The 23,855-nt window shown below is 71.0% G+C and carries 20 protein-coding genes; 10 read left to right on the top strand and 10 right to left on the bottom strand.

Translation table 11 applies throughout. The annotated features are described in order from the left end of the window. The first annotated feature begins 1 nt into the window (after position 1). The 4 genes from ACSYGN_RS25750 to ACSYGN_RS25735 all read left to right on the top strand — a co-directional run bounded on the left by ACSYGN_RS25750 (position 2) and on the right by ACSYGN_RS25735 (position 4,258). On the top strand, positions 2–2,146 hold the full coding sequence (locus ACSYGN_RS25750; protein ID WP_460399542.1) for a zinc ribbon domain-containing protein: 2,145 nt from the start codon (positions 2–4) through the stop codon (positions 2,144–2,146). 56 nt (positions 2,147–2,202) lie between these two features. Beyond that, entirely contained in the window at positions 2,203–3,267 is a 1,065-nt protein-coding gene (locus ACSYGN_RS25745) for a cbb3-type cytochrome c oxidase subunit I (protein WP_460403731.1), read from the top strand. After that, positions 3,264–3,677: a hypothetical protein gene (locus ACSYGN_RS25740; protein ID WP_460399540.1), complete on the top strand. Its 414-nt coding sequence runs from the start codon at positions 3,264–3,266 to the stop codon at positions 3,675–3,677. The genes ACSYGN_RS25745 and ACSYGN_RS25740 overlap by 4 nt, the downstream gene beginning before the upstream one ends. A 164-nt stretch (positions 3,678–3,841) precedes the next feature. Next, positions 3,842–4,258, top strand: coding sequence for a hypothetical protein (locus ACSYGN_RS25735; protein ID WP_460399538.1), 417 nt, complete (start codon positions 3,842–3,844; stop codon positions 4,256–4,258). A 169-nt stretch (positions 4,259–4,427) separates the two neighbouring features. On the opposite strand, the gene ACSYGN_RS25730 is transcribed toward ACSYGN_RS25735, so the two are convergent. The 4 genes from ACSYGN_RS25730 to ACSYGN_RS25715 form a co-directional block, all read right to left on the bottom strand. Further along, the gene (locus tag ACSYGN_RS25730) at positions 4,428–5,117 is read right to left on the bottom strand and encodes a response regulator (protein WP_460399536.1); all 690 of its coding nucleotides are present in this window, start codon (positions 5,115–5,117) and stop codon (positions 4,428–4,430) included. Positions 5,118–5,160: 43 nt separating this feature from the next. Continuing rightward, entirely contained in the window at positions 5,161–6,348 is a 1,188-nt protein-coding gene (locus ACSYGN_RS25725; protein ID WP_460399534.1) for a sensor histidine kinase, read from the bottom strand. A 52-nt stretch (positions 6,349–6,400) separates the two neighbouring features. Then, positions 6,401–8,617: an MMPL family transporter gene (locus ACSYGN_RS25720; protein ID WP_460399531.1), complete on the bottom strand. Its 2,217-nt coding sequence runs from the start codon at positions 8,615–8,617 to the stop codon at positions 6,401–6,403. Positions 8,618–8,930: 313 nt separating this feature from the next. Next, the gene (locus tag ACSYGN_RS25715; RefSeq protein ID WP_460399529.1) at positions 8,931–9,986 is read right to left on the bottom strand and encodes a LacI family DNA-binding transcriptional regulator; all 1,056 of its coding nucleotides are present in this window, start codon (positions 9,984–9,986) and stop codon (positions 8,931–8,933) included. A gap of 339 nt (positions 9,987–10,325) precedes the next feature. Between ACSYGN_RS25715 and ACSYGN_RS25710 the strand changes: the two genes are divergently transcribed. From ACSYGN_RS25710 to ACSYGN_RS25695, 4 genes are all read left to right on the top strand, one after another. Beyond that, entirely contained in the window at positions 10,326–11,636 is a 1,311-nt protein-coding gene (locus ACSYGN_RS25710; RefSeq protein WP_460399527.1) for an ABC transporter substrate-binding protein, read from the top strand. Continuing rightward, complete coding sequence (locus tag ACSYGN_RS25705; protein ID WP_460399525.1) at positions 11,633–12,661, top strand: carbohydrate ABC transporter permease; 1,029 nt, start codon at positions 11,633–11,635, stop codon at positions 12,659–12,661. Before ACSYGN_RS25710 ends, ACSYGN_RS25705 begins: the two co-directional genes overlap by 4 nt. Then, positions 12,658–13,575 (top strand): carbohydrate ABC transporter permease, encoded by a 918-nt coding sequence (locus tag ACSYGN_RS25700; RefSeq protein WP_460399523.1) that lies wholly within the window; start codon positions 12,658–12,660, stop codon positions 13,573–13,575. The genes ACSYGN_RS25705 and ACSYGN_RS25700 overlap by 4 nt, the downstream gene beginning before the upstream one ends. Before the next feature lie 126 nt (positions 13,576–13,701). Next, on the top strand, positions 13,702–15,159 hold the full coding sequence (locus ACSYGN_RS25695) for a glycoside hydrolase family 1 protein (RefSeq protein WP_460399521.1): 1,458 nt from the start codon (positions 13,702–13,704) through the stop codon (positions 15,157–15,159). 340 nt (positions 15,160–15,499) lie between these two features. Here the strand turns inward: ACSYGN_RS25695 and ACSYGN_RS25690 are convergent, their stop codons facing one another. The 3 genes from ACSYGN_RS25690 to ACSYGN_RS25680 form a co-directional block, all read right to left on the bottom strand. Beyond that, positions 15,500–16,966, bottom strand: coding sequence for a glycoside hydrolase family 18 protein (locus ACSYGN_RS25690; RefSeq protein ID WP_460399519.1), 1,467 nt, complete (start codon positions 16,964–16,966; stop codon positions 15,500–15,502). A 111-nt stretch (positions 16,967–17,077) separates the two neighbouring features. Beyond that, positions 17,078–18,484 carry a HAMP domain-containing sensor histidine kinase gene (locus ACSYGN_RS25685; RefSeq protein ID WP_460399517.1) on the bottom strand — a complete coding sequence of 469 codons (1,407 nt, stop codon included), beginning with the start codon at positions 18,482–18,484 and terminating at the stop codon, positions 17,078–17,080. Continuing rightward, the gene (locus ACSYGN_RS25680) at positions 18,481–19,188 is read right to left on the bottom strand and encodes a response regulator transcription factor (RefSeq protein ID WP_460399515.1); all 708 of its coding nucleotides are present in this window, start codon (positions 19,186–19,188) and stop codon (positions 18,481–18,483) included. Before ACSYGN_RS25680 ends, ACSYGN_RS25685 begins: the two co-directional genes overlap by 4 nt. A 198-nt stretch (positions 19,189–19,386) precedes the next feature. On the opposite strand from ACSYGN_RS25680, the gene ACSYGN_RS25675 reads away from it, so the two are divergent. Beyond that, positions 19,387–19,923 carry a hypothetical protein gene (locus ACSYGN_RS25675; protein ID WP_460399513.1) on the top strand — a complete coding sequence of 179 codons (537 nt, stop codon included), beginning with the start codon at positions 19,387–19,389 and terminating at the stop codon, positions 19,921–19,923. A gap of 24 nt (positions 19,924–19,947) precedes the next feature. Here the strand turns inward: ACSYGN_RS25675 and ACSYGN_RS25670 are convergent, their stop codons facing one another. Further along, complete coding sequence (locus tag ACSYGN_RS25670) at positions 19,948–20,823, bottom strand: spermidine synthase (protein WP_460399511.1); 876 nt, start codon at positions 20,821–20,823, stop codon at positions 19,948–19,950. A 153-nt stretch (positions 20,824–20,976) separates the two neighbouring features. Then, entirely contained in the window at positions 20,977–21,396 is a 420-nt protein-coding gene (locus ACSYGN_RS25665) for a hypothetical protein (protein WP_460399509.1), read from the bottom strand. 255 nt (positions 21,397–21,651) lie between these two features. Here ACSYGN_RS25665 and ACSYGN_RS25660 point away from each other — a divergent pair, with 255 nt between their 5' ends. Further along, on the top strand, positions 21,652–23,130 hold the full coding sequence (locus ACSYGN_RS25660; protein ID WP_460399507.1) for a hypothetical protein: 1,479 nt from the start codon (positions 21,652–21,654) through the stop codon (positions 23,128–23,130). A 91-nt stretch (positions 23,131–23,221) separates the two neighbouring features. Here the strand turns inward: ACSYGN_RS25660 and ACSYGN_RS25655 are convergent, their stop codons facing one another. Further along, a complete protein-coding gene (locus tag ACSYGN_RS25655) occupies positions 23,222–23,818 on the bottom strand; it encodes a histidine phosphatase family protein (RefSeq protein ID WP_460399505.1) in 597 nt (198 codons plus the stop codon). Between the last annotated feature and the right edge of the window lie 37 nt (positions 23,819–23,855).

The following is a 23,855-nucleotide window of genomic DNA, read 5'->3' as shown; positions in this document are numbered from 1 at the left end:
GATGGCGACGGCAACGTGTACCGCTTTTGGTGCCGTCCTGGAGGACGGCGGCCACAGGGTCGGGCAGCGGGTGCTGTGCGAACGGGTGGGTTTCCTGGCCGCCTTGTGCCAGGACCTCGCCGCCCGGCTGGTCGCGGCCCGGTGGGACGAGACAGCGCTGGATGTGCTGGCCGCCGGAGTCGATGAGCGGGGCGAGGCGCTGCCGTCCAAGGGCTGGATGGCCCTGCGCCGCCTGGGCTGGAACACTCCAGGCCCGGCTTCTGCCTGTGCCTGTGCCTGTGCCTGTGCCTCTGCCTCTGCCTCTGCCTCTGCCGAGTGTGGCGGTGTGGGCGGGAGTGTGGGGGTGTTTGTGTCGGACCGGGTACGGCGGGCGGGCCAGGAGCAGGCCGCCCGCGCGCTGCGCCTGGCCCTGCACCGCCGGGCTGTGGTCATGGCACTGCTGGCGACGTGGCCCGCCGATCCCTCCCGGCGCACCCGGGCGGAGTGGGCCGCTCTGCGGGAGGTACTGCCGGCCGGGACGAGTGCGGCTCAGATCCATAACCGGACCCGGCAGATCCGCGACTGGGCCCGCACCCGTGCCGGGCGGCTCCCGTCGGGGCTGTGCGAGCTGGAACAACCCCCTGCGGTGGCCGCTTCGGTGCTGCTGGCGGCGATGGACCGCCAGCAGACCACCCTGGAACGCCTGGATGCGGCCCGGGCCCGGCTGCGGGTGAAACTCCCCCTCACGGCCGCACCCGTCTCCCGCCTCGACTGGGCCTGGCACGTCATCGACCTGCGCCTGCCGCCTGCCGTCGGGCCGGACGCCGTCCTGCACGCCCCGACTCTGCGCCCGACCCCGGCCGGGCGTATCGCGGTGGATCTGCCGCACTCAAGGCCGCTGTCCACCGCCCCGGCCACCGGACACCAGGTGGCGGCAGGTTTCGACTGGGGCGTGAACACCCTGCTCACCGGCACGGTGGGCCGCCTGACCGGGCGGGGCGAGAGCAGGCGGGTGGTCACCGACGGCCGCCCCCTGATCTTCGACGCCACTGCGGTCAGCGCCAAGCTCCACCGGCTGCGCACCCACCGCGAACACCTCGCGGCCAAACGCGACCACTACCAGGCCCTCGCCAACCACCCCGGCGCCCCGCACCCGCACGGGGACGTCCTGCCGGACAAGGCGGCGGTGCTCCAGCGCGAACATGTCCGGGTGTGCGCCCGTATCCGGCACCTCAACGACGCGCTGGCCTGGTCGGCCGCCCGCTGGGCAGTCGACCAGACGCAGGCGCTCGGCGCCACCGTCATCTACCTCGAAGACCTCACCACCCTTCAGGCACGCGGCCGCAGGCGCGGTAACGCCCGGCTGGCGGGGCAGGTCCGCGGCACCGTCGTCGAGGCAATCCGGCACCTGGCCGCCAAGGCGCGCATCGCGGTGGTCACCGTCCCCGCGAGGGGCACCTCCGCCCGCTGCCCCGGCTGCCTCGGCCCGCTCACCCATCATCCCGCCCCCGACCGGCTGGGCGAGCGCGGCTGGAAATGGGCCCACTGCACCGGCTGCCACCTGTCGATGGACCGCGACCACGCAGCCGCCCGCCGCATCGTCTCGCGCGGCCTGCTCGCCCAATCCCACACCACCACCGACCGCGCCACCGGCACCCGCACCATCCGCACCACCGTGGACGGCACCGTCACCTGCGTGCGACGGCCGAAGAAGACCACCCGCCGCCTGCGCCGCGCCCGCAACGCGGCCACCCGGCCCGCCCACGCGCGCGGGCAGAAGACCACTCCCGGCAAGATGCGCCCCACACCGGCCCGGCCCACCCCGGCCCGCCGGTCAAAGACTTCCCGCCGTACGCCCGATGTGCGTACGGTCCCCGCCACCACCCCCACCGGGGTGGTCCAGCGTCCGGCGGGGCATGACACCCAGACCCCCACCCCCCTTTCGGGGCGGCGGGGGCCAGGTCATGAAGTACCCCTCTGCCTTGGGCCGGAAGAGCCCCTTCCGGCCCAAGGCAGACGGCTCTCCCGCGAAACCTGTCGACGGCGCACCCGCGCCGCCGAGCGGACCGGCTTCCACCACCTGCACGCCACCGAAGTCCACACCCTCACCCCGAGGTTCGGACCCCACGACGGCGGCAGACGGCCACGCCGCGCCCGAAAAGCCTGAGTCACCCAGGCACACACAGAGTTTCCGAGACGCTGAGACACGAGAACGTGGCCAACATGCCGTGGGTGTTCTTCCTGGCCGCGCTCGCCCTCCCGGTGTTCTATGCCGTGGGCCTGCTGGCCGGCCCCCGCACGGACTACGTCATCGCCGACTTCTGGCGGTTCATCGTGGTGCACCTGTGGGTCGAAGACTTCATGGAGTTGTTCACCACCGCCACGGTCGCCTATCTGTTCGTCCTGCTCGGCGTGGTGCGCGAGCGGGTGGCCCTCGCCGTGATCTTCCTCGACATCGTGCTGTACAGCACCGGCGGCGTGATCGGCACCATGCACCACCTGTACTTCTCGGGCGAGCCCGCCGAAGTCCTGGCGCTGGGTGCGATGTTCTCCGCGCTGGAAGTGGTGCCGCTGCTGTTCCTGACCGTGGAGGCGTGGACGTTCCTGCAGATCGGAGCGCGCAGGCAGAGCACATCCGTCACACCGTTCCCCCACCGCTGGGCGGTGATGTTCCTGGCCGCCGTGGGTTTCTGGAACTTCCTCGGCGCCGGTGTGTTCGGCTTCCTGATCAACCTGCCGATCGTGTCCTACTACGAGATCGGTACCGGTCTGACGGCCAACCACGCGCACGGCGCGATGATGGGCGTCTACGGCATGCTCGCGGTCGGGTTCTCCGTGTTCGCGCTGCGCTATCTGATTCCCGAGGACCAGTGGTCGGACCGCTGGCCGAAGATCTCGTTCTGGTCGCTCAACCTCGGTCTGCTGTGGATGAACTTCGCCACCCTGCTGCCCACCGGTGCCCTGCAGCTCTACAAGGTGGTGTCCAGCGGATATGCCGACGGCCGCAGTCTGGGCTATCTGCGCAGCGAGCCCAACGCGTTCCTGGAGTGGCTGCGGCTGCCCGGCGACCTGGTCTTCATCATCGGCGGTGCCCTGCCGCTGCTGTGGATGACCTGGCTGGGCGTGCGGCACCGGGTGGGCAGGACCAGACTGCCGGAAGCCCCCGAGGAGATGCTGCTGTTCACCGAGGTGGGGCCGGAAAGGCCGATGGAGTCGGCCGGTGGATCGGTCCACGGCGGGCCTCCCGGGGACACCTTCGGTCCGCCCTCCGGTCCGGTGATGCCATGAGCACCGCCATGAGCGCCGAGATCCTGATCGTCGCGGCGTACGTCCTGGTGCTGCTCGCGGTGGTGGCGGTGCTGGATCTCTACGGCCGCCAGCCCACCAGTGCCTGGGCGTCCCGGGTCTTCGCCGGGTACCGCCGTGCGGTGCCCGAGGCACCCGAGCCGGCCCACCCCGACGACTGGCCGCACTCGGAGGTGAGCCGCTTCCACCGGGTGATCTCGCTGGCCGTCTCGGGGGTGGCGGTCGTCCTGACGACGGCGGAGCTGGTCCGGCACCACAGGACGGCCGAGGCCGCCGTGCTCCTGGCGGTGGTGTTTCCGCACGTTCTGCTGGCCGCACGGCGGGTACGCGGACTGCGACGCAGCGTGCCGGTCCCGACGGCCGGAGCCCCGAGCGGGGGCCCCGGTGAGTGACGGGTTCGAGTCCCGTCACCCGCCCTCGCCGAAGCGACCGGTGACCTGAATATCACTCAGGTCACCGGCCCCTTTCCTGTACGTCACGAGACGGATACATTCCGTCCACGCAGTCTATACGGAGCGCATTATTCCCCCCATCAACCCACGTTCCTGGGGGGAACATGCACACCACCCGCATCGCCGTCACCGCCGCCGTCTCCGCAGCGCTCGCCGTCACCCTCGTCGGATGCAGCAGCAACGACAAGGCCGACAGTTCCAAGAGCAGCAGCACACCGGCCGCCGACAAGATGACGGGCGCCGCCAGCGCCGAGAAGACGTACGGCGTCCCGAGGGTGCCGACGGGGGCCGCGCGGGCCGAGCTGCTCAGCGCCCTCGCCGCCGTCAAACCGGACATCGTGAAGTACGAGGACAAGGCCATCGAGGCCGCGCGGAACCAGTGCGGCGTCATAGGCGACGACAGCGCGAAGTCCGACCAGGCCGCCGCCCAGCGCTTCACCTACAAGGACGTCACGATCACCGAGGCCCAGGGGAAGCAGATCAACACAGCCCTCAGAGACCTGGGCTTCTGCGAGGTCTGAGTCTGCAGAGTCTCCGGTCCGTCTCCGGTCCGTCTCCGGTCCCGGACGGGGCTGCCGCCGTGTCACCGGCCACCGGCGAGGAGCAGTCCCGCGTCGTCGTGCCCGCGGCCGGACCGGTCGGTGTCGTAGTGTCCGCGGCCGAACCGTGCAGTGTCCGCGGCCGGACCGTTCAGCGCGCGGCAGGCGGGGGTTCGGCGCGGACCAGGCCCGTCTGGTAGGCCAGTACCACCAGTTGGGCTCTGTCCCGGGCCTGGAGTTTGGTCATCGCCCGGTGGATGTGGCTGCGGATCGTCAGGGGGCTGACGACCAGGTGGTCGGCGATCTCGTCGTTGCTCTTGCCCAGCGCCGCCAGCGACATCACCTCGCGCTCGCGGTCGGTCAGGGAGGCCAGCTGTTCCGGGGAGTCCGGGCGGCTGGGTTCCGGGGTGGCCAGGAAGCGGGTGATCAGGGAGCGGGTGGCCGTCGGGGAGAGCAGGGTCTCGCCCTCGGCGATGGTGCGGATGCCCGCCAGGAGGCCCTCGGCGCTGACGTCCTTGCCCAGGAAGCCGCCGGCGCCCGCTCGCAGGGCCTTCGCGACGTTCTCGTCGTCCTCGAAGGTGGTCAGGATCAGGATGCGGGTCGCGGCCAGGCCGGGGTCCGCGGCGATCAGGGAGGTCGCCGTCAGGCCGTCGGTGCCCGGCATGCGGATGTCCATCACGATGACATCGGGGTGTTCGGCGCGGGCCAGTTCCAGTGCCTCCCTGCCGTTCGCCGCCTCGCCGACCACCGTCATGCCCGGGTCGGTGTCGATGAGGATGCGGAAGGTGGCCCGCAGCAAGGCCTGGTCGTCGGCGAGGAGGACGCGGATCGGGGTCGTCATGGGGCGCCTTGAATTCAGTTGGATCAGGTGGATTGAGGTGGATTCAGTCTGTGGGATGCAGGGGCAGGGTGCAGCGGACCTGGAATCCTCCCCCGGGGCGCGGGCCCGTGGTGAGGGTTCCGCCCACCGAGTGGGCCCGCTCCCTCATGCCGATCAGGCCGAAGCCCCGGCCGACCGGTTCCACCACCGCCGGGGACGGTGTGTCGTTGGTGATCGTCAGGGTCAGTGCGTGCGGGACGTAGGTCAGTCTCACGTCCGCCCGGCGGGTGCTCGCGTGCTTGGTGACGTTGGTCAGTGCCTCCTGGACGATCCTGAACGCCGTCAGGTCCGTGCCGGGTGAGAGCGGCTGGGGATCGCCTTCCACGGTGACCGTGACGGCCAGGCCGGCGCTGGCGCAGGACGCCGTCAGGTCGGGCAGTTGGGCCAGGCCGGGGGCCGGAGACCGGCCGTCGTCCGACTCCGGTTCGGTGTCCTGTCGTAGCACTCCCACCGTCGCCTTCAGTTCGCGCAGGGCTGCCGCCGTCGTCTCCGAGAGGGCCGTCAGCATCTCGTACGTCTCCGCCGGGTGCGAGTGGTAGAGGTGTACGGCCGTGCCCGCCTGGGCGTTGGCCAGGGCGAGGTGGTGGGCGACCACGTCGTGCAGTTCGCGGGCGATCCGTATGCGCTCCTGGACGACCCGGCGGCGTGCCTCGTCCTCACGGGCCTGCTCCTCCTGCCGGACGCGCTCGGCGGCGTAGGCGCGGCGCACGGCGACGTAGCTGCCCAGGAGCGTGGACAGCAGGACCCAGGCCGCGGGGTTGACCACGCCCAGCATGACCGGGTGGCCCTGGGGATCGAGGAACAGCGCGGTCAGTACCAGGGCCGTGGTCACGAGCAGGGCGGCGTTGCGCGAGGTGGTGCGGTCCGCGCGCAGGCCCAGCAGATACAGGACCGTCATCAACGGGCCCATGATCAGCGGGCTGAGAAGGTAGCCGATCGCGCCCTCGGCCATGGTCAGGGCGCCGACGACGGCCAGCACCGACAGGGGGTACCGGCGGCGCAGGAGCAGTGCCAGGCACGCGGCCGACGACAGCACCAGGCCTGGCCACAGCGGCAGCGGTTTCTCGCTGATCACCGCCGTCATCACGGTTCCCACCACGGTCACCGCGAACAGGAGCAGCAGCGCCACGGCCTCGGTGGCGCGCGGGTGCCGGGCGGCCCTGGCCTTCCAGCTCGTGCTGCTCATGTTCATGGCTCGGTCTCTCCACGCCGGATACGGACACCATTCTGACAAGGGCCGGGGCTCACGCCCGTACCGTCTCCCGCGGCTCGGCCGCGCTGGAGTCCTCGCCCCGCGCGCCGGTCAGTGCCGTGCCCTCGATGTCCACGCGGGGCAACAGGCGGTCGAGCCACCGGGGGAGCCACCACGCCTTGTCGCCGAGCAGGGCCAGGACGGCCGGAACGATGGCCATGCGGACGATGAACGCGTCGAACAGGACGGCGACGGCGAGGCCGAAGCCGACTGTCTTGATCATCGACTCGCCGGAGCCGATGAAGCCGGAGAAGACCGCGATCATGATGACCGCCGCCGCGACCACGACCCGCGCGTTGTGGCGGAAGCCCGAGACGACGGCCTGCTCGGACCGCTCCCCGTGGACGTACGCCTCGCGCATCCGGGCGACCAGGAACACCTCGTAGTCCATGGCCAGGCCGAAGACGATGCCCACCATCATGATCGGCATGAGGCTCATGATCGGACCGGTCTGCTCCACCCCCAGCAGGCTCGCGCCCCAGCCCCACTGGAAGATGGCGACCACCGCGCCCAGGGCGGCCAGCACCGACAACAGGTAGCCGAAGGCCGCCTTGACGGGGACCAGGACCGAGCGGAAGACCAGCATCAGCAGGACGAGGGCCAGGCCCACGATCACGATCAGGTACGGGAGCAGGGCGTCCTGGAGCTTGGTGGCGACGTCGATGTTCATCGCCGTGCTGCCGGTGACCTCGAAGGTGGCGCCGGTGGTCCGTTCCAGGACGGTGCGTTCCGCGCGGATGGTCTGGACGATGTCCTTGGTGTGCTGGTCGTTCGGGCCGGTGCTCGGCACGGCCGAGAGGAGGGCGGTGTCGCCCGCCGCGTTGAACCGGGCGGCGCTCACGGTCACCACTCCGGCCGTGTCCTTGATCCGCTCGGCGATCGTCTTGGCCGCCGCCTGCGGGTCGTCGGCCTTCCTGGCGTCCACGACCACGGTCAACGGCCCGTTGAACCCGGCACCGAAGCCCTCGGCGAGGGCGTCGTAGGCGCGGCGTTCCGTGGTCGACGTGGACTTGGCCTCGTCGCCCGGCATGCCCAGCTCAAGGCTGGTGGCGGGCAGCGCCAGCGCGCCGAGGGCGGTGACGCAGAGCAGGAGGACGGTCAGGGGGCGGCGTACGACGAAACGCGCCCACCGGGAGCCGCCGTTGGTCCCGCGTGCCTGCTTGCGCAGGGCCTTGGGCCGCTTCCTGCGGACCCCGCGCGCCAGCACCGCGTCCGGCCACAGGCCCAGCAGCGCCGGTACGAGGGTGAGGGCGACCAGCACTCCCACGGCGACCGCGCCCGCGGCGCACAGCCCCATCTTCGTCAGCATCGGCACGCCGATGACGGACATCCCGGCCAGCGCGATGATCACGGTGAGGCCCGCGAACACCACGGCGGAGCCCGCGGTGCCGACGGCCAGGCCGGCCGCCTCGCGCGGTGCGCGGCCGTGGGACCGCTCCTCGCGGTAGCGGGAGACCACGAACAGGGCATAGTCGATGCCCACGGCCAGGCCCAGCATGGAGGCCAGCGTGCCGGTGGTCATCGACAGGCCGAACGTGCTGCCCAGGGCCAGGACCGCCGCCATGGAGAGGCCGACGCCGACCAGGGCGGTGAGCAGCGGAAGCCCGGCCGCCGCGAGGGAGCCGAAGGTGATCAGGAGGACGATCGCGGCTATGACGACGCCGATCCCCTCGGCGGGGCCGCCCGCCTCCGGCTGGCTCGACACGGCGGTGCCGCCTGCCTCGACGGTGACGCCCGCGTCCCGGGCGTCGGCGATGGCGTGCTTGAGGGCGGATTTCGCGGAGTCGTTCAGGTCGCCGCTCGCCACGGTGTAGGTGACCGTCGCGTAGGCCGTCGAGGCGTCCTTGCTGACGGCCCCGGCCTTGAACGGGCTGACGACGCCCGCGACCTGCGCGCTCTTGCCGGCCTCGGTGACGAAGTCGTCGATGACCGTTCGCGTGTGCGACGCGGTGACCTTCTGGCCGTCGGGTGCGATGAACACCACGCGTGCGGTGGCGCCGTCCGCGTCGGCGCCGGGGAAGCGTCGGCCGATCAGGTCGAAGGCCTTCTGCGCCTCGATGCCCGGCATGAAGGATGTGCTGCTGTCGTCGGCGGCGGGCGCCTTGACGGCGCCGATGCCTACGGCGACGAGCGCCGCGGTCCACAGCAGGAGGACGGTCCAGCGTCGGCGGAACGCACTCCGGCCGAGTCGACTGAGGAAGGTAGCCACGGCAGTTGCCTCTCCAGGGGCCGGATTCGGGTAGCTCTCGGTGGTCTCTACCTTCGTCCGGGGACCCCGGCCGGGTCGTCGTGCGTACGCCGCGAATGTGCGCTGGTGCGAACAGCCCAGGGCGCGGCAGGTGTCGTACGCCTGTTGGAGATGCGCCTACTGCGCTGGGAGGAGGCCCCGCTTCATGACCCCCGGCTCACGCCCCCGGCTTACGACGCGGACTTACGACGCCAGCTCACGCCGCGCCGCGCGCCCCCGTCCCAAGCCCCCGGCCCCCGCCCCCCGCCTCACAACGCCCCCGCACGCCCCCGCCTCAAGACGACGCCCGCGCCACCAACTGCGTAGGCAGCACCGCATGCCGCCGCTCCAGACTCCGCGAAGTCGCCGGGCGGCTGTCGGCGATGTCGGAGAGGAGGAGGTCGATCATCGCGCGGCCCATCTCCTCTATGGGCTGCCGCACGCTGGTGAGCGCGGGCTCCATGTGGCGGGCGATGGCCGAGTCGTCGTAGCCGACGAGGGCCACGTCCTCCGGTATGCGGCGGCCCGCCTCGCGCAGCACCTGGCGGGCGCCGGCGGCGGTGACGTCGGAGCCCGCGAAGACCGCGTCCAGCGCCGGGCGGCGTTCCAGCAGGCGGGCCATGGCCCGGCGGCCGCCCTCCTCCGTGAAGTCGCCCGGTTCGATGAGGATTTCGTCGGCCTCGATCCCGGCGTCCCGGAGCGCGGCGCGGTAGCCGTCGACGCGGCACTGGGCGCCGTAGACGTCGAGGCGGCCGGTGATGTGGGCGATGGTGCGGCGGCCCCGGGAGAGCAGATGCTCCACCGCCTGCCTGCCGCCGCCGAAGTTGTCCGAGTCGACCGAGGTGAGGGACTCCAGGGCCGAACGCGGACCGCTGATCACCGCCGGGATCTCCAGCTGTTCCAGCAGATCGGGGAGCGGGTCGTCGGCGTGGACGGAGACCAGCAGCACCCCGTCCACACGGTGCGCGGCGAGGTACTGGGCCAGGCGTCGGCGCTCGCGGTCGCTGCCCGCGAAGATCAGCAGGAGCTGCATGTCGGTGTGGGTGATCTCGGCGCCGACGCCGCGCAGCATGTCCGAGAAGTACGGCTCCGCGAAGAACCTGGTCTCCGGCTCGGGCACGACCATCGCGATCGCGTTGGTGCGGTTGGCGGCCAGGGCGCGGGCGGCCGTGTTCGGGACGTAACCGAGCTCTGCGACCGCCGCCTCGACCGCGGCGCGGGTCGTCTCGCTCACCCTGGGCGACCCGTTGATCACCCGGGAGACCGTGCCCCGGCCGACACCGGCGCGCGCCGCGACCTCCTCCAGGGTGGGGCGACGGCTGCTCCGGCCCCGCGCACCGTGGCTTGCCATCAGCTCCGCCTCCCGTCGACCCTGCACTGAGCTGGAATCTAACAGCCCTGCCTGGGCACCGGCGGCTCCCGGTGGGCCACGGGGCGGCCGGTGCGGGGTGCACCGGTGCGGCGGCGGGCGTTAGTTAACAGCCAGATAACTGAACGCGCCTCTGCGCGCCCACTCCCTTGACACCCTCGCGGGAACCGGCGACTCTTCAACTCATCACCTGTGGGAGCGCTCCCACGGTACCTGACACATACACGTCCCGCACGTTCCCCGCCCGAGCCGCAGCGAGAGACAACGGGCCCAACAGTGCAGTTGGCCGGGGGGTCGGCACGTCAGGCAAATGGAGGAGCAATGCGCACGAGTACCCGGCTGGTGGCCTTCGCGGCCGTCGCCGCGTTGACTACGGGCCTGCTGGCCGGTTGTTCCAGCGACTCGAAGGACAGCTCGAACTCGAGCAGCGGCGGTGACGCCAAGGGCAAAACGACGCTGACCATAGGCACCTTCGGTGTCTTCGGCTACAAGCAGTCCGGTCTGTACGACGAGTACATGAAGCTGCACCCGAACATCAGCATCAAGGAGAACGTCACCACCCGGACCGACGTCTACTGGCCCAAGGTCCTCACGCGCCTCCAGGCCGGCTCCGGCACCGACGACATCCAGGCCATCGAGGTCGGCAACATCACCGAGGCCGTCCAGACCCAGGCGAACAAGTTCGTCGACCTCGGCAAGGAGGTCGACAAGTCGCAGTGGCTGGACTGGAAGACCGCCCAGGCCACCACCAAGGACGGCAAGACCATCGGTCTCGGTACCGACATCGGCCCGATGGCGATCTGCTACCGCAAGGACCTGTTCAAGAAGGCCGGCCTGGAGACGGACCGCACCAAGCTCGCCGCGCAGTGGAAGGGCGACTGGGCGAAGTACGTCGACGTCGGCAAGCAGTACATGAAGAAGGCGCCCTCGGGCACCAAGTTCGTGGACTCGGCCTCCTCCGTCTACAACGCGGCGATCAACGGCGCGAGCGAGCGGTACTACGACAAGGACGGCAACGTCATCTGGGACAAGTCCTCCGGCGTCAAGACCGCGTGGAACGTCGCGATGAGCGTGGCCACCAGCAATATGTCGGCCAAGCTCAAGCAGTTCGACAAGCCGTGGGACCAGGGCTTCGCCAACGCCGGCTTCGCCACCGTGGCATGCCCGGCGTGGATGATCGGCTACATCGAGCAGAAGTCCGGTGACTCCGGCAAGGGCAACTGGGACGTGGCGGCCGCGCCGACCGGCGCCAACTGGGGCGGCTCCTTCATCGGCGTGCCGTCGGCGGGCAAGCACCAGAAGGAGGCCATCGCCCTGGCGAAGTGGCTGACCGCACCCGAGCAGCAGGCCAAGGTCTTCGCCAAGCAGGCCAGCTTCCCGTCGACCCCGTCGGCGTACGCGAACCTGAAGCCCGCCGCCGACACCACGACGTACTTCTCGAACGCGCCGATCACGCAGATCTTCTCCGACTCGGCCAACGCCATCCCGACGCAGTACTTCGGGATCAAGGACCAGCCGATCAACACCGCGCTGACCGACGTCGGCATCCTCCAGGTCGAGCAGAAGGGCAAGTCCGCCTCGGACGGCTGGAACGCGGCCAAGGCAGAGATCAAGGACGTGCTCGGCCAGTGAGCAGCTCCAAAGAGGCCCTCGCGCATCCCGCGCAGAGCGCCGACGCCGCGCCCGGCTCCGTGCCGGGCGCGGCCCCGGGCGCTCACGGTCGCGGTACACCGCCGCCGGGTACCGGCTCGTGGCGCAGCCGGCTGTACCGCTGGGACATGAAGGCGGCTCCGTACGCGTTCATCTCCCCCTTCTTCCTGATCTTCGGGGCGTTCTCGCTCGTCCCTCTTCTCTACACCGCCTGGTACTCGCTGCACCATGTGCAGCTGTCGTCCCTGGACACCCAGACCTGGGCGGGCCTGGACAACTACAAGAACCTGCTGTCCTCCGAGTTCTTCTGGAACGCGCTGGAGAACACCCTCACGATCGGCATCATCTCCACGGTGCCGCAACTGCTGGCCGCGATCGGGCTCGCGCATCTGCTCAACTACAAACTGCGCGGCTCGACGGTGTGGCGGGTCATCATGCTCACCCCCTACGCCACCTCGGTGGCCGCGGCGACGCTGGTCTTCACGCTGCTGTACTCGTGGGACGGCGGCATGATCAACTGGCTGCTGCACTTCGTGGGCGTCGATCCGATCAACTGGCGTGAGGCGGACTGGGGTTCGCAGTTCGCGGTGTCGTCGATCGTGATCTGGCGGTGGACCGGCTACAACGCGCTGATCTATCTGGCGGCGATGCAGGCCATCCCGATCGACCTGTACGAGTCGGCGGCGCTCGACGGCGCCAACCGCTGGCAGCAGTTCCGCCATGTGACCATCCCGCAGCTGCGGCCGACGATCCTGTTCACCGTGGTCGTCTCCACCATCGGCGCGACCCAGCTCTTCGGCGAACCCCTGCTGTTCGGCGGGGTGAGCGGCACCAAGGGCGGCTCCGAGCACCAGTACCAGACGCTCGGTCTCTACATGTACGACCAGGGCTGGATCATCGGCAACCTCGGCAAGGCGTCCGCGATCGCGTGGACGATGTTCCTGATCTTGCTGATCATCGCCGCGGTCAATCTGCTGATCACCCGACGGCTGAGGAAGACCCAATGACCGCAACCGAACTGACTCGCCCTCAGCCGGAGGCGAAGCCGGCGAAGACCGGCGGCAGGGCCGATCGCAAGCGCCTGCGGATCATGGGCGCGGGCAAGCAGATGAACGCGGGCCCGGTCACCTACATCGTGCTGACGGTCTTCGCGCTGGTGTCGCTGGCCCCGCTGGTGTGGACGGCGATCGCGGCCTCCCGCACCGACCAGCGGCTCGCCCAGACCCCGCCCCCGCTGTGGTTCGGCGGGAACCTGTTCTCCAACCTGGAGAGCGCCTGGAACGAGGCCGGACTCGGCACCGCGATGGTCAACAGCACGATCGTCGCGGGCACCATCACCCTGGCCACCGTGCTGTTCTCGACGCTCGCCGGGTTCGCCTTCGCCAAGCTGAAGTTCAGATTCTCCAACGTGCTGCTGCTGCTCACCATCGGCACGATGATGATCCCGCCACAGCTCGCTGTCGTACCGCTGTATCTGTGGATGTCCGACCTCGGCTGGTCCAACCAGCTCCAGACGGTCATCCTGCCGACGCTGGTCACCGCCTTCGGCACGTTCTTCATGCGGCAGTATCTGCTCCAGGCACTGCCGACCGAGCTGATCGAGGCGGCCCGGGTGGACGGCGCGAGCAGTCTGCGCGTGGTGTGGCACGTGGTCTTCCCCGCGGCACGGCCCGCGATGGCCGTGCTCGGCCTGCTGACCTTCGTGTTCGCCTGGAACGACTTCCTGTGGCCGATCATCGCCCTCAACCAGCAGAACCCGACCGTCCAGGTCGCGCTGAACTCGCTGGGCACCGGTTATGTCCCCGACCAGTCCGTGATCATGGCGGGCGCGCTGCTCGGCACGCTTCCGCTGCTCATCGCCTTCCTGCTGTTCGGCAAGCAGATCGTGGGCGGCATCATGCAGGGCGCCGTCAAGGGCTGACGCGCCGCATCGCCGCCGGGCTGCCCCCGGGGGCCGGGTCACCGCCGCCCCGGCCCCGCCAGGCCCACCCCCTCTTCCTCCTCTACGACCCCAGGTCCTCACAGGACCCACTATGGGAGCGCTTCCATGCCTGAGTCCGCACAACCGGAGACCCCGGTGACCTTTCCTTCCGCCTTCCTCTGGGGTGCCGCGACCTCCGCGTACCAGATCGAGGGCGCGGTGCGGGAGGACGGCCGCACGCCCTCCATCTGGGACACCTTCAGCCACACCCCCGGCAAGACCGCCGCCGGCGAGACCGGTGACATCGCTGTCGACCACTACCACCGCTTCCGCGACGACGTGGCCCTGATGGCGGACCTGGGCCTGTCGGCGTACCGCTTCTCGGTCTCCTGGTCCCGGGTGCAGCCCACCGGCCGCGGCCCCGCCGTCCAGGTCGGCCTGGACTTCTACCGCCGGCTGGTCGACGAGTTGCTGGAGCACGGCATCAAGCCGGCCGTCACCCTCTACCACTGGGACCTCCCGCAGGAGCTGGAGGACGCGGGCGGCTGGCCCGAGCGCGACACGGCGTACCGTTTCGCCGAGTACGCGCAGATCGTCGGCGAGTCGCTCGGCGACCGCGTCGAGAACTGGATCACGCTCAACGAGCCCTGGTGCAGCGCCTTCCTCGGCTACGGCTCCGGTGTGCACGCCCCCGGCCGTACCGACCCGCCGGCCACGCTGCGCGCCGCCCACCACCTCAACCTGGCCCACGGCCTCGGCACGACAGCGCTCCGCTCGGTGATGCCGGCCCGCAACACGGTGGCCGTCAGCCTCAACTCGTCGGTGGTACGGCCCGTTTCGCAGACCCCCGCCGACCTGGCCGCCGCCCAGAAGATCGACGACCTCGCCAACGGCGTCTTCCACGGCCCGATCCTGCACGGCGCGTACCCGCAGTCGCTGTTCGAGGCGACGTCCTCGGTCACCGACTGGTCGTACGTCCTCGACGGCGACCTCCAGCTGATCCACCAGAAACTGGACGCGCTCGGCCTGAACTACTACACGCCCACCCTGGTCTCCGCGGCCGAGTCCGAAGTCTCCCGGGCGTCCGGGGGATCCGGCCCGCGCGCCGACGGCCACGGCGCCAGCGACCACTCCCCCTGGCCGGGCGCGGACGACGTCGTCTTCCACCAGACGCCGGGCGACCGTACGGCGATGGGCTGGACCATCGACCCGACGGGCCTGCACGACCTGCTCATGCGGTACAGCACCGAGGCGCCCGGCCTGCCGCTGTACATCACCGAGAACGGCGCGGCCTACGACGACAAGCCCGACCCCGACGGCCGCGTCCACGACCCCGAGCGCGTCGCCTACCTCCACGGCCACCTCTCGGCGGTCCGCCGCGCCATCACCGACGGCGCCGACGTGCGCGGCTACTACCTGTGGTCCCTGATGGACAACTTCGAGTGGGCCTACGGCTACGGCAAGCGCTTCGGCGCGGTGTACGTCGACTACACGACACTCACCCGCACCCCGAAGTCCAGCGCCCGCTGGTACAGCAAGGTCGCCCGCACCAACGCGCTGCCGTCTGTGGAGGACGTGGAGTAGGGCCTGGCGTATCCGGCATGATCCACGGGCCAGGCCCTGGCACCTGGCCCCACCGGACCGGGGGAAGCAGGGGGAAGGGCGCGGCACGCTGGGGGGCGTGCCGCGCCCCGCTGTCGTGGCGGTGCGCCTGGCCACCCGGCCACTGCCCGTGCTGGGCGCACCACGGAAAGAGGCGCACAGCCTGTGGCTGTGCGCCTCCTGAACCGACTCCGGCCGGGCTTGCGTCAGTTGACGACTACCAGTCGGTCACCTCGCCGGTCATCCGTGGGGGATCTGTGGGGGATCTGTGGGGGGAGACTGTGGTGGAGATCCGTGGGGAGATCTCCAGGAAACCCGCGGGTCAGTTGTAGGCGTTGAAGGCCTTGGAGAAGGCGCCCGCGTCCTGGACGATCGAGCTGCAGGTGGCGTCCGCGGAGCTCTTGGCGCCGCCGGAGCACTGCTTGTCGCGGGTCGCGGACCACATCGACAGCCAGCCGAGGCCCTTGGACTTGGCGAAGGTCACCAGCTGGCTGGCGTCGTCCACCTTGAAGATCTCGGTGGACTGGTCGTTGACACCGATCATCGGGGTCACCGCGACGGCCTTCCAGGCGGCGCTGTCGCTCAGGCCCAGGACGCTCTTGATCTGCGCCTGGGTGGCGGTGGCGGCCTGCTCGGCGTAGGTGCCCATGTCACCGCTGTACGAGGCGCCGTAGTCCATCGCCATGATGTTGACGGTGCTGATCTTCACGCCGTTGGACTTGGCGTTGGACAGCAGGTTCACGCCGTCCTGGGTCAGGCCCTCGGGCATCACCGGGAGGGTGAAGGAGACGTCCAGGTTGGGGTGCGAGGCCTGGAGCTTGGCGATCGCCTGGGCGCGGCGGGTGTTGGCCGCCGTGTTGGGCAGCGCGGAGCCCTCGATGTCGAAGTCGACCTTGGTGAGCTTGAACTGGTCGATGGCCTTGCCGTACGCCGTCGCCAGCGCGTCGGCCGAGGAGCAGGTCAGGCCCAGCTCGGAGCCGGAGGCGCCGCCGAAGGAGACGCGCACGTCGCCGCCCTTGCTGCGCAGGGTGCCGATCTGCGCGGCCACGGCGTCGCTCGCCACGTCGGTGACGCCGCCCCACTTGGGGGTGCAGCTGCCGCCGTCGGTGATGAAGGCGAGGTTGTAGTTCTTCACCCCGGTCGCGTTGGAGTGCGCGATCAGGTCGAAGGCCGGGTAGAGGGAGGTGTCGACGTACGGCGCGAAGCCGGCCGAGGTGGTGTTGCCGGAGCCGGAGGTCTGGGTGGGGCTCGCGGTGGGGGTGGAGGTGGCCGACTTCGTCGGCGTGGGGGTCGCCGACTGGGTGGGGGTGGCCGTGGGGGTGGCGCTCTGGGTCGGGCGCCCGCTGGGCTCCGGGGTGGCGGTGCTGTCGGTGGAGCACTTCACGTTGTCGATCAGGCAACCGGTCGGGTTGCTGCCGCCGTTGACGACGAAGCCGACGGTGACCGACTTGCCCGTGGCGAGACCCTCGGTGTCCCACTTGGCGTGCTTAACGGTGACGTGCTGGCCGCTGACGCTGTACTCGGCGTTCCACAGCGAGCTGATCTTGTTGCCGGAGGGGAGGTCGAACTCCAGCGTCCAGTCCTTCTCGGTGGAGCTGCTGTTGTTCGTGACGACGTACTGCGCGGTGTAACCGGTGCCCCAGTCGCTGGTCTTGGTGTACGCGGCGCCGATCCCGGCGGCGTTCGCCGTCCCGGTGAGCAGCAGGGCGCCGCCGCCGACGACGGCCGCGGCCACCACGCTGCCGATCACCTTGTTCCTGCCACTGATAATGCGCCGGTGCGTGCTCATCGGGTGCCTGCCTTCGCTCTTCGCTTGGGGGGTGCGACGCGGAGCACGCTAGCGCCCTGGAATCCGGCAAAACGCCTGTTCCAGGCGGTGGTTGAGGATCTTAGGGTGCGCTTAAGGAAGGGATCGGGAACGATTAAAGGTCGAGACCAGTCCTCCCGCCCGGCGCTTCCGTACCGCCCCCCGATGCCCCCTTCGGGCGGGTTTGCGCCCGTCGAGCTGGATCCAGATCCGCACCTCGGTGCCGCCCAGCACGGAGGAGCCGATCCGTACGTCGCCGCCGGTCTGCTCGGCGAGCCTGCGCACGATGTCGAGGCCGAGGCCGGTCGATCCGGCGTGCCCGGAGCCGCTGCCGCGGGCCATGGCCGCCGCCGGGTCGGGTATGCCCTGTCCGGCGTCGGAGACCAGCACGATCACCGCGTCGTCGGCGTTGTGGACGTCGACCGCGAAGGCGGTGCCCTCGGGGGTGTGGCGGAAGACATTGCCGAGCAGCGCGTCGAGCGAGGCGGCGAGATCGGCGCGGGCCACGGGGACCCTGACCGGCCGGTCGACTCCGGCCAGCCGCCATTTGCGGCCCTCGTCCTCGGCGAGCGCCGACCAGAACTCCATGCGCTGGCGCACCACTTCGGCGGCGTCGCAGCCGGCGCCCGGTCCTACGGCGGTGGTCTGCGGTTTGGCCTCGCGGGCGGTGCGGATGATGGTGTCGACCTCGCCCTCCAGCTTGGCGACCGCGGCCCGGGTCTGTTCGGCCGCGGGGGTGTCACCGAGCGAGGCCGCGTTGAGGCGCAGCACGGTCAGCGGGGTGCGCAGCCGGTGGGACAGATCGGCCGCCAGCTCCCGCTCGTTCGCGAGGAGTTGTACGACCTGGTCGGCCATCGAGTTGAACGCCTCGGCCGCCAGCCGCAGTTCCTTCGGCCCCTCCTCGGGCACCCGGGACCCGAGCTTCCCCTCCCCCAGTTCGTGCGCGCCCTCGACGAGCCGCTGGGCGGGCTGCACCATTCGCACCCCGAGCCGGTCGGCGACGGCCACCGAGCCGAGGATCAGCGCGACACCGACGCCGGCGAGCACCGCCCAGGCCGTGCCTACGCCGTTGCTGACCTCGGCCTCCGGGACGTACACCTCGACGACGGCGACGCCGCTGCTCAGCGCGACCGGCTGGAGCAGGGTGAAGCCGCCGGCCACCTCGGTGGTGGAGGCGCGGCCCAACCGCCGTACGGTCGCGATGTCCTTGGCGGCGGCGCGCCGCTTGCCGATCTCGACGGCGGCCACGAGGCCGTCGTCGGTCGCGGGTATGTGCACCGACATACCGGCGTTCGAGCCCGCCGCGGCGACCACCCGGTCCAGTTGGTCGCGGTCGGTGGTGATGGACAGCCCGGGCGCGACCGCCGCGGCCTGCCGCTCCGCGTTGGAGAACGCGCGGTCGCGGGCCATCTCCTTGACGACGAGTCCGAGGGGGACCGCGAAGGCGACCACGACCATCGTGGTGACGGCCAGGCAGACCTTGACCAGTGCCCATCTCATCGGGTGGGCTCCAGTCCGCCGGGCGGCTCCAGCTTCACACCGACACCGCGCAGGGTGTGCAGATAGCGCGGCCGGGCCGCGGTCTCGCCGAGTTTGCGGCGCAGCCATGACAGATGGACGTCGATGGTCTGGTCGTCGCCGTACGACTGCTGCCACACCTCGGCGAGCAGCTCCCGGCGGGCGACGACCACGCCGGGCCGTCCGGCCAGGAAGGCGAGCAGATCGAACTCACGGCGGGTCAGATCCAGTCGGCTGCCGTCCAGTTCGGCCTGGCGGCGCAGCGGGTCGACGGTGAGTCCGCCGACGCGTATCACCGTGGACGGCGGGTCGTCCCCGGCGGTGGCGCGGGAGCGGCGTAGCACGGCCGCCATGCGCGCGGACAGATGCTCGACGGAGAACGGCTTGGTGAGATAGTCGTCCGCACCGGCGTTGAGCAGCCGCACGATCTCCGTCTCGTCGTCCCGCGCGGTGGCGATGATGACGGGGACGTCGGTGATCCCGCGCAGCATCTTCAGCGCCTCGGAGCCATCGAGATCGGGCAGACCGAGGTCCAGAATGACCACGTCGAATCGGAAATGGGCGACCTCGCGCAGCGCTTCGAGCGCGGTGCCGACACTGCGCACCGTGTGGGCGGCGTCGGTGAGATGCCTGATGAGCGCCGAGCGTACGAACTGGTCGTCCTCGACCACGAGCACACTTGCCATGCGCCGCACCGTACGCCATGCAGGCAGCGGGCATTCGCGGGCTGTGGACAACTCGGGGCATGTGCATATGGAGTCGGCGCGGCCCGCTCACGGTCGGCCAACGGCAGGCTCACGCACAGCTTGTGATCGTCTCACGATCGGCTCCGGCCGTGTGCGGTCGTGTGCGATCGATGGTGCGCGTGAGGCAGTATGGCCGCGATGCACAGAGGACTCGTACATGTACTCGCATGGTCGCTCGCCACGGGCGCGGCGGTCACGCTGTCGTGGTGGGGCGTGCACACGGTGATGGCGGGTACGGCCTACGACCCGCCGCGCGCCCTGCCCATCGCGGCGGCCGAGGCGAACACGCCGGTGCCGCTGGTCTCCGCGACGGCGCGGGCGCGCCCGTCGCAGACCCCGAAGCCGACCCGCACCGCGAGCCGCACCCCCAGCCACCCCGCGACGAGTTCGTCCCCCACGGCCACCAAGTCGGCGTCGGTCAGCCCGAGTCCGAAGCCGTCCACGACCGGCTCGGGCCAGGTGAAGGGCTACGACACCGACGGCGGCCATGTGGTCTTCGACATCGGCACGAAGACCGCGACCCTGGTGTCGGCGTCGCCGAAGCCGGGGTGGTCGATGCAGGTGTGGAAGACGGAGTCGTACATCCGGGTGGAGTTCACCTCCGGCGCCGACAACGTCTCGGTCTTCTGCACCTGGCACGACGGCCCGCCGCACGTCGAGATCGGCAACTACTAAGACTTGGGCAGCCGGCGGCATTCGCTAACGGAACACGGAGGGCGGCGGGGCCGGTGAGGCCACCGCCGCCTCGTCCGTGACGGGCCGGGCACCACCGGTGAAGTCGGCGAGCGGCCTGCCGTGCTCGACCCGGGCGGGGTGAGCGCCGGAGGCTGCGCGGCGGGTGAGTTCGGCGAGCGGCAGGGGCAGGTCGGAGGCGATCAGCAAGGCGTTGCCGAAGCGCTTGCCGCGCAGCACGGCGGGGTCGGCGATCAGGGCGAGTTCCGCGAAGCGGGCGGCGGCGGTGGCGACCTGGCCGCGCAGATGGGCCAGCGGCGGTCCGTCGGCGAGGTTGGCCGCGTGGACACCGCCCGGCCTCAGCGCCCTGCGGACCTCGTCGAGGAACTCGGTCGAGGTGAGGTGGGCGGGGGTGCGGGCCCCGCTGAACACATCGGTGACGACGAGATCGGCCCAGCCGTCGGAAACCTTGGCGAGCCCCTCCCGGGCGTCGACCGACCGCACTCTGATCCTGGCCCCCGGGTCCAGCGGCAGCTCCCGCCGCACCAGCCGCACCAGCGCGGCGTCCCGCTCGACGACCTGCTGGCTGGAGCGCGGCCGGGTGGCGGCGACGTACCGGGCAAGGGTGAGGGCACCGCCCCCGAGATGCACGACATGCAGCGCCCTGCCGGGCGGCGCGACGAGATCGACAACATGCCCGAGCCCACGCTGGTACTCGAAGACAAGACGACCCGGATCATCGAGATCGACGTAGGACTGCGGCGCCCCGTCGACGAACAACGTCCACCCCCGAGCCCGATCCCGATCAGGCATCAGCTCGGCAAGCCCCCCGTCAACCTCTTCGACAACGGCCCCCACGGCCCCCTGCCCCCCACGCCGACCACGACCCCTGGACTTACCCACCACGCCATTTTCGCAGCACAGGCCGTGGGTCGCGCGACACGGGAGGCCCCGGCCGCCGGGCGCACTGGGGGTGCAAGGGGCGGAGCCCCTGGGGACGGGAAAGGGTAGGGGCGGCGGGGGCGGAATCCCGTGCGGCCGACCCGGCCGGACGGCTCAGCGGCAGCTGTCCGCCGCAGCGATCAGGCGCGCCGCCTCCCCCAGGGCCCGCCGGAGGTCCGCCGGGTCGGTGGCCGGGTCCGCCGCATCGGGAGGCAGCAGCCAGCCCGAGCCCTCCGCCGGCGCCTCGGGGGCGGCAATCCGCAGGCCCCGGCCGTCGGTCCCGGTGCAGGTGGACCCCGGCAGGTCCCACGCCGCCGCCGTACCCGCCGGCACCACGAAGCCGAGCGTGTCGCAGCCGTCGTCGTGCAGCACCGGCCCCACCGCCTCGGCGCTGCCGCGGCGCAGGATGTCCACCGCCTCCAGGCCCTGCCGCGCGGGCACCGTCACCAGGTCGCACTCAGGCGGCGGCGCCGTGCCAGGCACCGTGCTCGGTGACGTACTCGGCTGTGTACAAGGATCGTTGCTGGTATCCATCCCGGCCTCCACCGCGGAGTCCCTCTTCGGTCCACGGGGTCCAACGCATCAGCCCGTCAACAGCAACGGCGCGCGTCAGCCACAAAGGATGGCACTTCATGGCAGATCCCGGCCGAGATATCCGTTTTGTAGCTAAACCTCGCATGCCGCGCCGTACGCACCGGGTACGTTCTTGCCCGCCGTAAACACGGGACCACACGGACAACTCACCACCGTTCCGGCATGGTTCTACGGTTCGCACGAGAGGACCTGGCCATGGCGTCGTCAACGGAGACCTCGTCACAGCCTTACCGTCCGGCCCGGCCGAATCTCGCCTTCCGGCAGGCGCGCGGACAGCGCTCACCGGCCGAGTTCGCCGCGCTGGTGCGGCGGGCGGCGCGTGAGATCGGCGAGCAGGTCAGCTGTGACGCCCGCTATATCGGCCGGGTCGAGGCGGGTGAGATCCGCTGCCCCAACTACGCGTACGAACGGGTGTTCCTGCACATGTTCCCTGGTAGGACACTCACCGACCTCGGCTTCGCACCCCGCTCGTCGGTCCGCGGCCGCCCGGCGCAACCGGCACGCCAGGCACGACCGACACGACCGGCACAACCAGCGCATCAGGCCGGAGGGCCGTCCGTCTCCGGTACGGGTGAGACACCAGAGGCGTACGAGCCGTATGACACACCGGAGCAGCACCCACCCGACCCCCACGAGAGCCACGAGGAGAGCGACGTGCTGCGTCGCGCATTCATGACCGGCGGTGGCGCCACGGTGGCCACCGCGCTGGGCCCCCTGGGCGGCCCGGGCGGCCTCGCCCACCACGCCGCCGCGGTGGACCGTCCGCCGCGGCCCGGGACGAGCGAGGCCGCGGCCGTCGAGGAGGCCGTCCGCAGAATCCGGCTGCTCGACGACCGGCATGGCGCCGACGGCCTCTACCGGCGCGCGGCCGCCCCGCTGCGCGCCGCCTACGCGCTGCTGGACGCGGGCGCGACCCGGCGCACCACCGCGGACCGGCTCCACTCGGGCGCCGGTGAACTCGCCCTCTCGGTCGGCTGGCTGGCACACGACTCGGGCCGCTTCGGCGACGCCCGCTCGCACTACGCCGAGGCCCTCGCCACCGCCCGGATGACCGGGGACGACGCCCTGGAGGCACACGCGTTCTGCAACACCGCGTTCCTCGCGCGCGACGCGGGCCGCCCCCGGGAGGCGGTGCGGGCGGCCCAGGCCGCGCAGCGGATCGCGCGCCCGCTGGGCTCCGCGCGCCTGCTGTCGCTGCTGGCGCTGCGCGAGGCGGGCGGCTGGGCGGGACTCGCCGACCGCACCGCCTGCGAACAGTGCCTCACGCGCGCGAAGGCGCTCTTCGAGCGGGGTCCCTCGGACGCCGACCCCGAGTGGATGAGCTTCTACGGCGAGGCGGAACTGGCGGGCCTGGAGGCGCAGTGCTGGTCCACCCTGGGCGACTGGCCGCGCGCGGCCCGGCACGCACGGCGCGCCGCCGGGCTCCAGGACCCGCACTTCGCCCGTAACACCGCCCTCTACACGGCCGAGCTGGCCGACGACCTCGCGCGCGCGGGACGCCCCGACGAGGCGGCGGCGGCCGGTCTGCGGGTCATCGGGCTGATGGACCAGGTCCAGTCGTCACGCATCCACACGATGCTCGCGGGCACCGCCCGGGTGCTGCTGCCGCACCGCCGTGCCTCGGGCGTGCCGGGGTTCTTGGAACAGCACGCCACGCTGCCGCTCCCGGCATGAGCGAGCCCCGAGGACACCCCGCGCATCACCGTGCGAAATACCGCACGAAACGCCGTGAGCAACACAACAAAACTGGCTCAGGTAACCCGCGTCACAGGTCCAGATGACCGAGGTCGTTCCAGCTCTCGATGGCCGGCTCGCCGTAGGCCCACCCGAGCACCGACAGGGACGTCGGATTGAGCCGGATCCGGGCGGCGAAATCCAGCGGAAGACCCAGCCAGCGGGCGCCGATGGAGCGCAGGATGTGGCCGTGGGCGAAGACCAGCACGTCACGGTCGGCGGAGCGGGCCCAGGAGACCACCTCGTCGGCGCGGGCGGTCATGTCCCTGAGGCCCTCGCCGCCGGGGACACCGTCGCGCCATATGAACCAGCCGGGGCGGATGTCCTGGATGGCGCCGGGGGTCATGCCCTCGTAGGAGCCGTAGTCCCATTCCATCAGCGAGTCCCACTCGGTGGCGCGGTCGCCGAACCCGGCGAGCGAGCAGGTCTCCCGCGCGCGGGAGAGCGGGCTGGTGCGCACGGCGGCGCCGGGCAGACCGTCGAAGGGCGCCCGGTGCAGCCGCTCTCCCAGCAGTTTCGCGCCGTGCCGGCCTTCGTCGAGCAGAGGGATGTCGGTCCTGCCGGTGTGCTTGCCGGACATCGACCAGGAGGTCTGTCCGTGCCGTGCCAGCAGGATGCGGGGAGCCATGGGAGGGGCCTTTCCGGGAGAGAAGGGGGACGGATGG

Source organism: Streptomyces sp. YIM S03343, from assembly GCF_054729195.1.
This window is presented reverse-complemented; position numbering and strand designations above follow the sequence as displayed.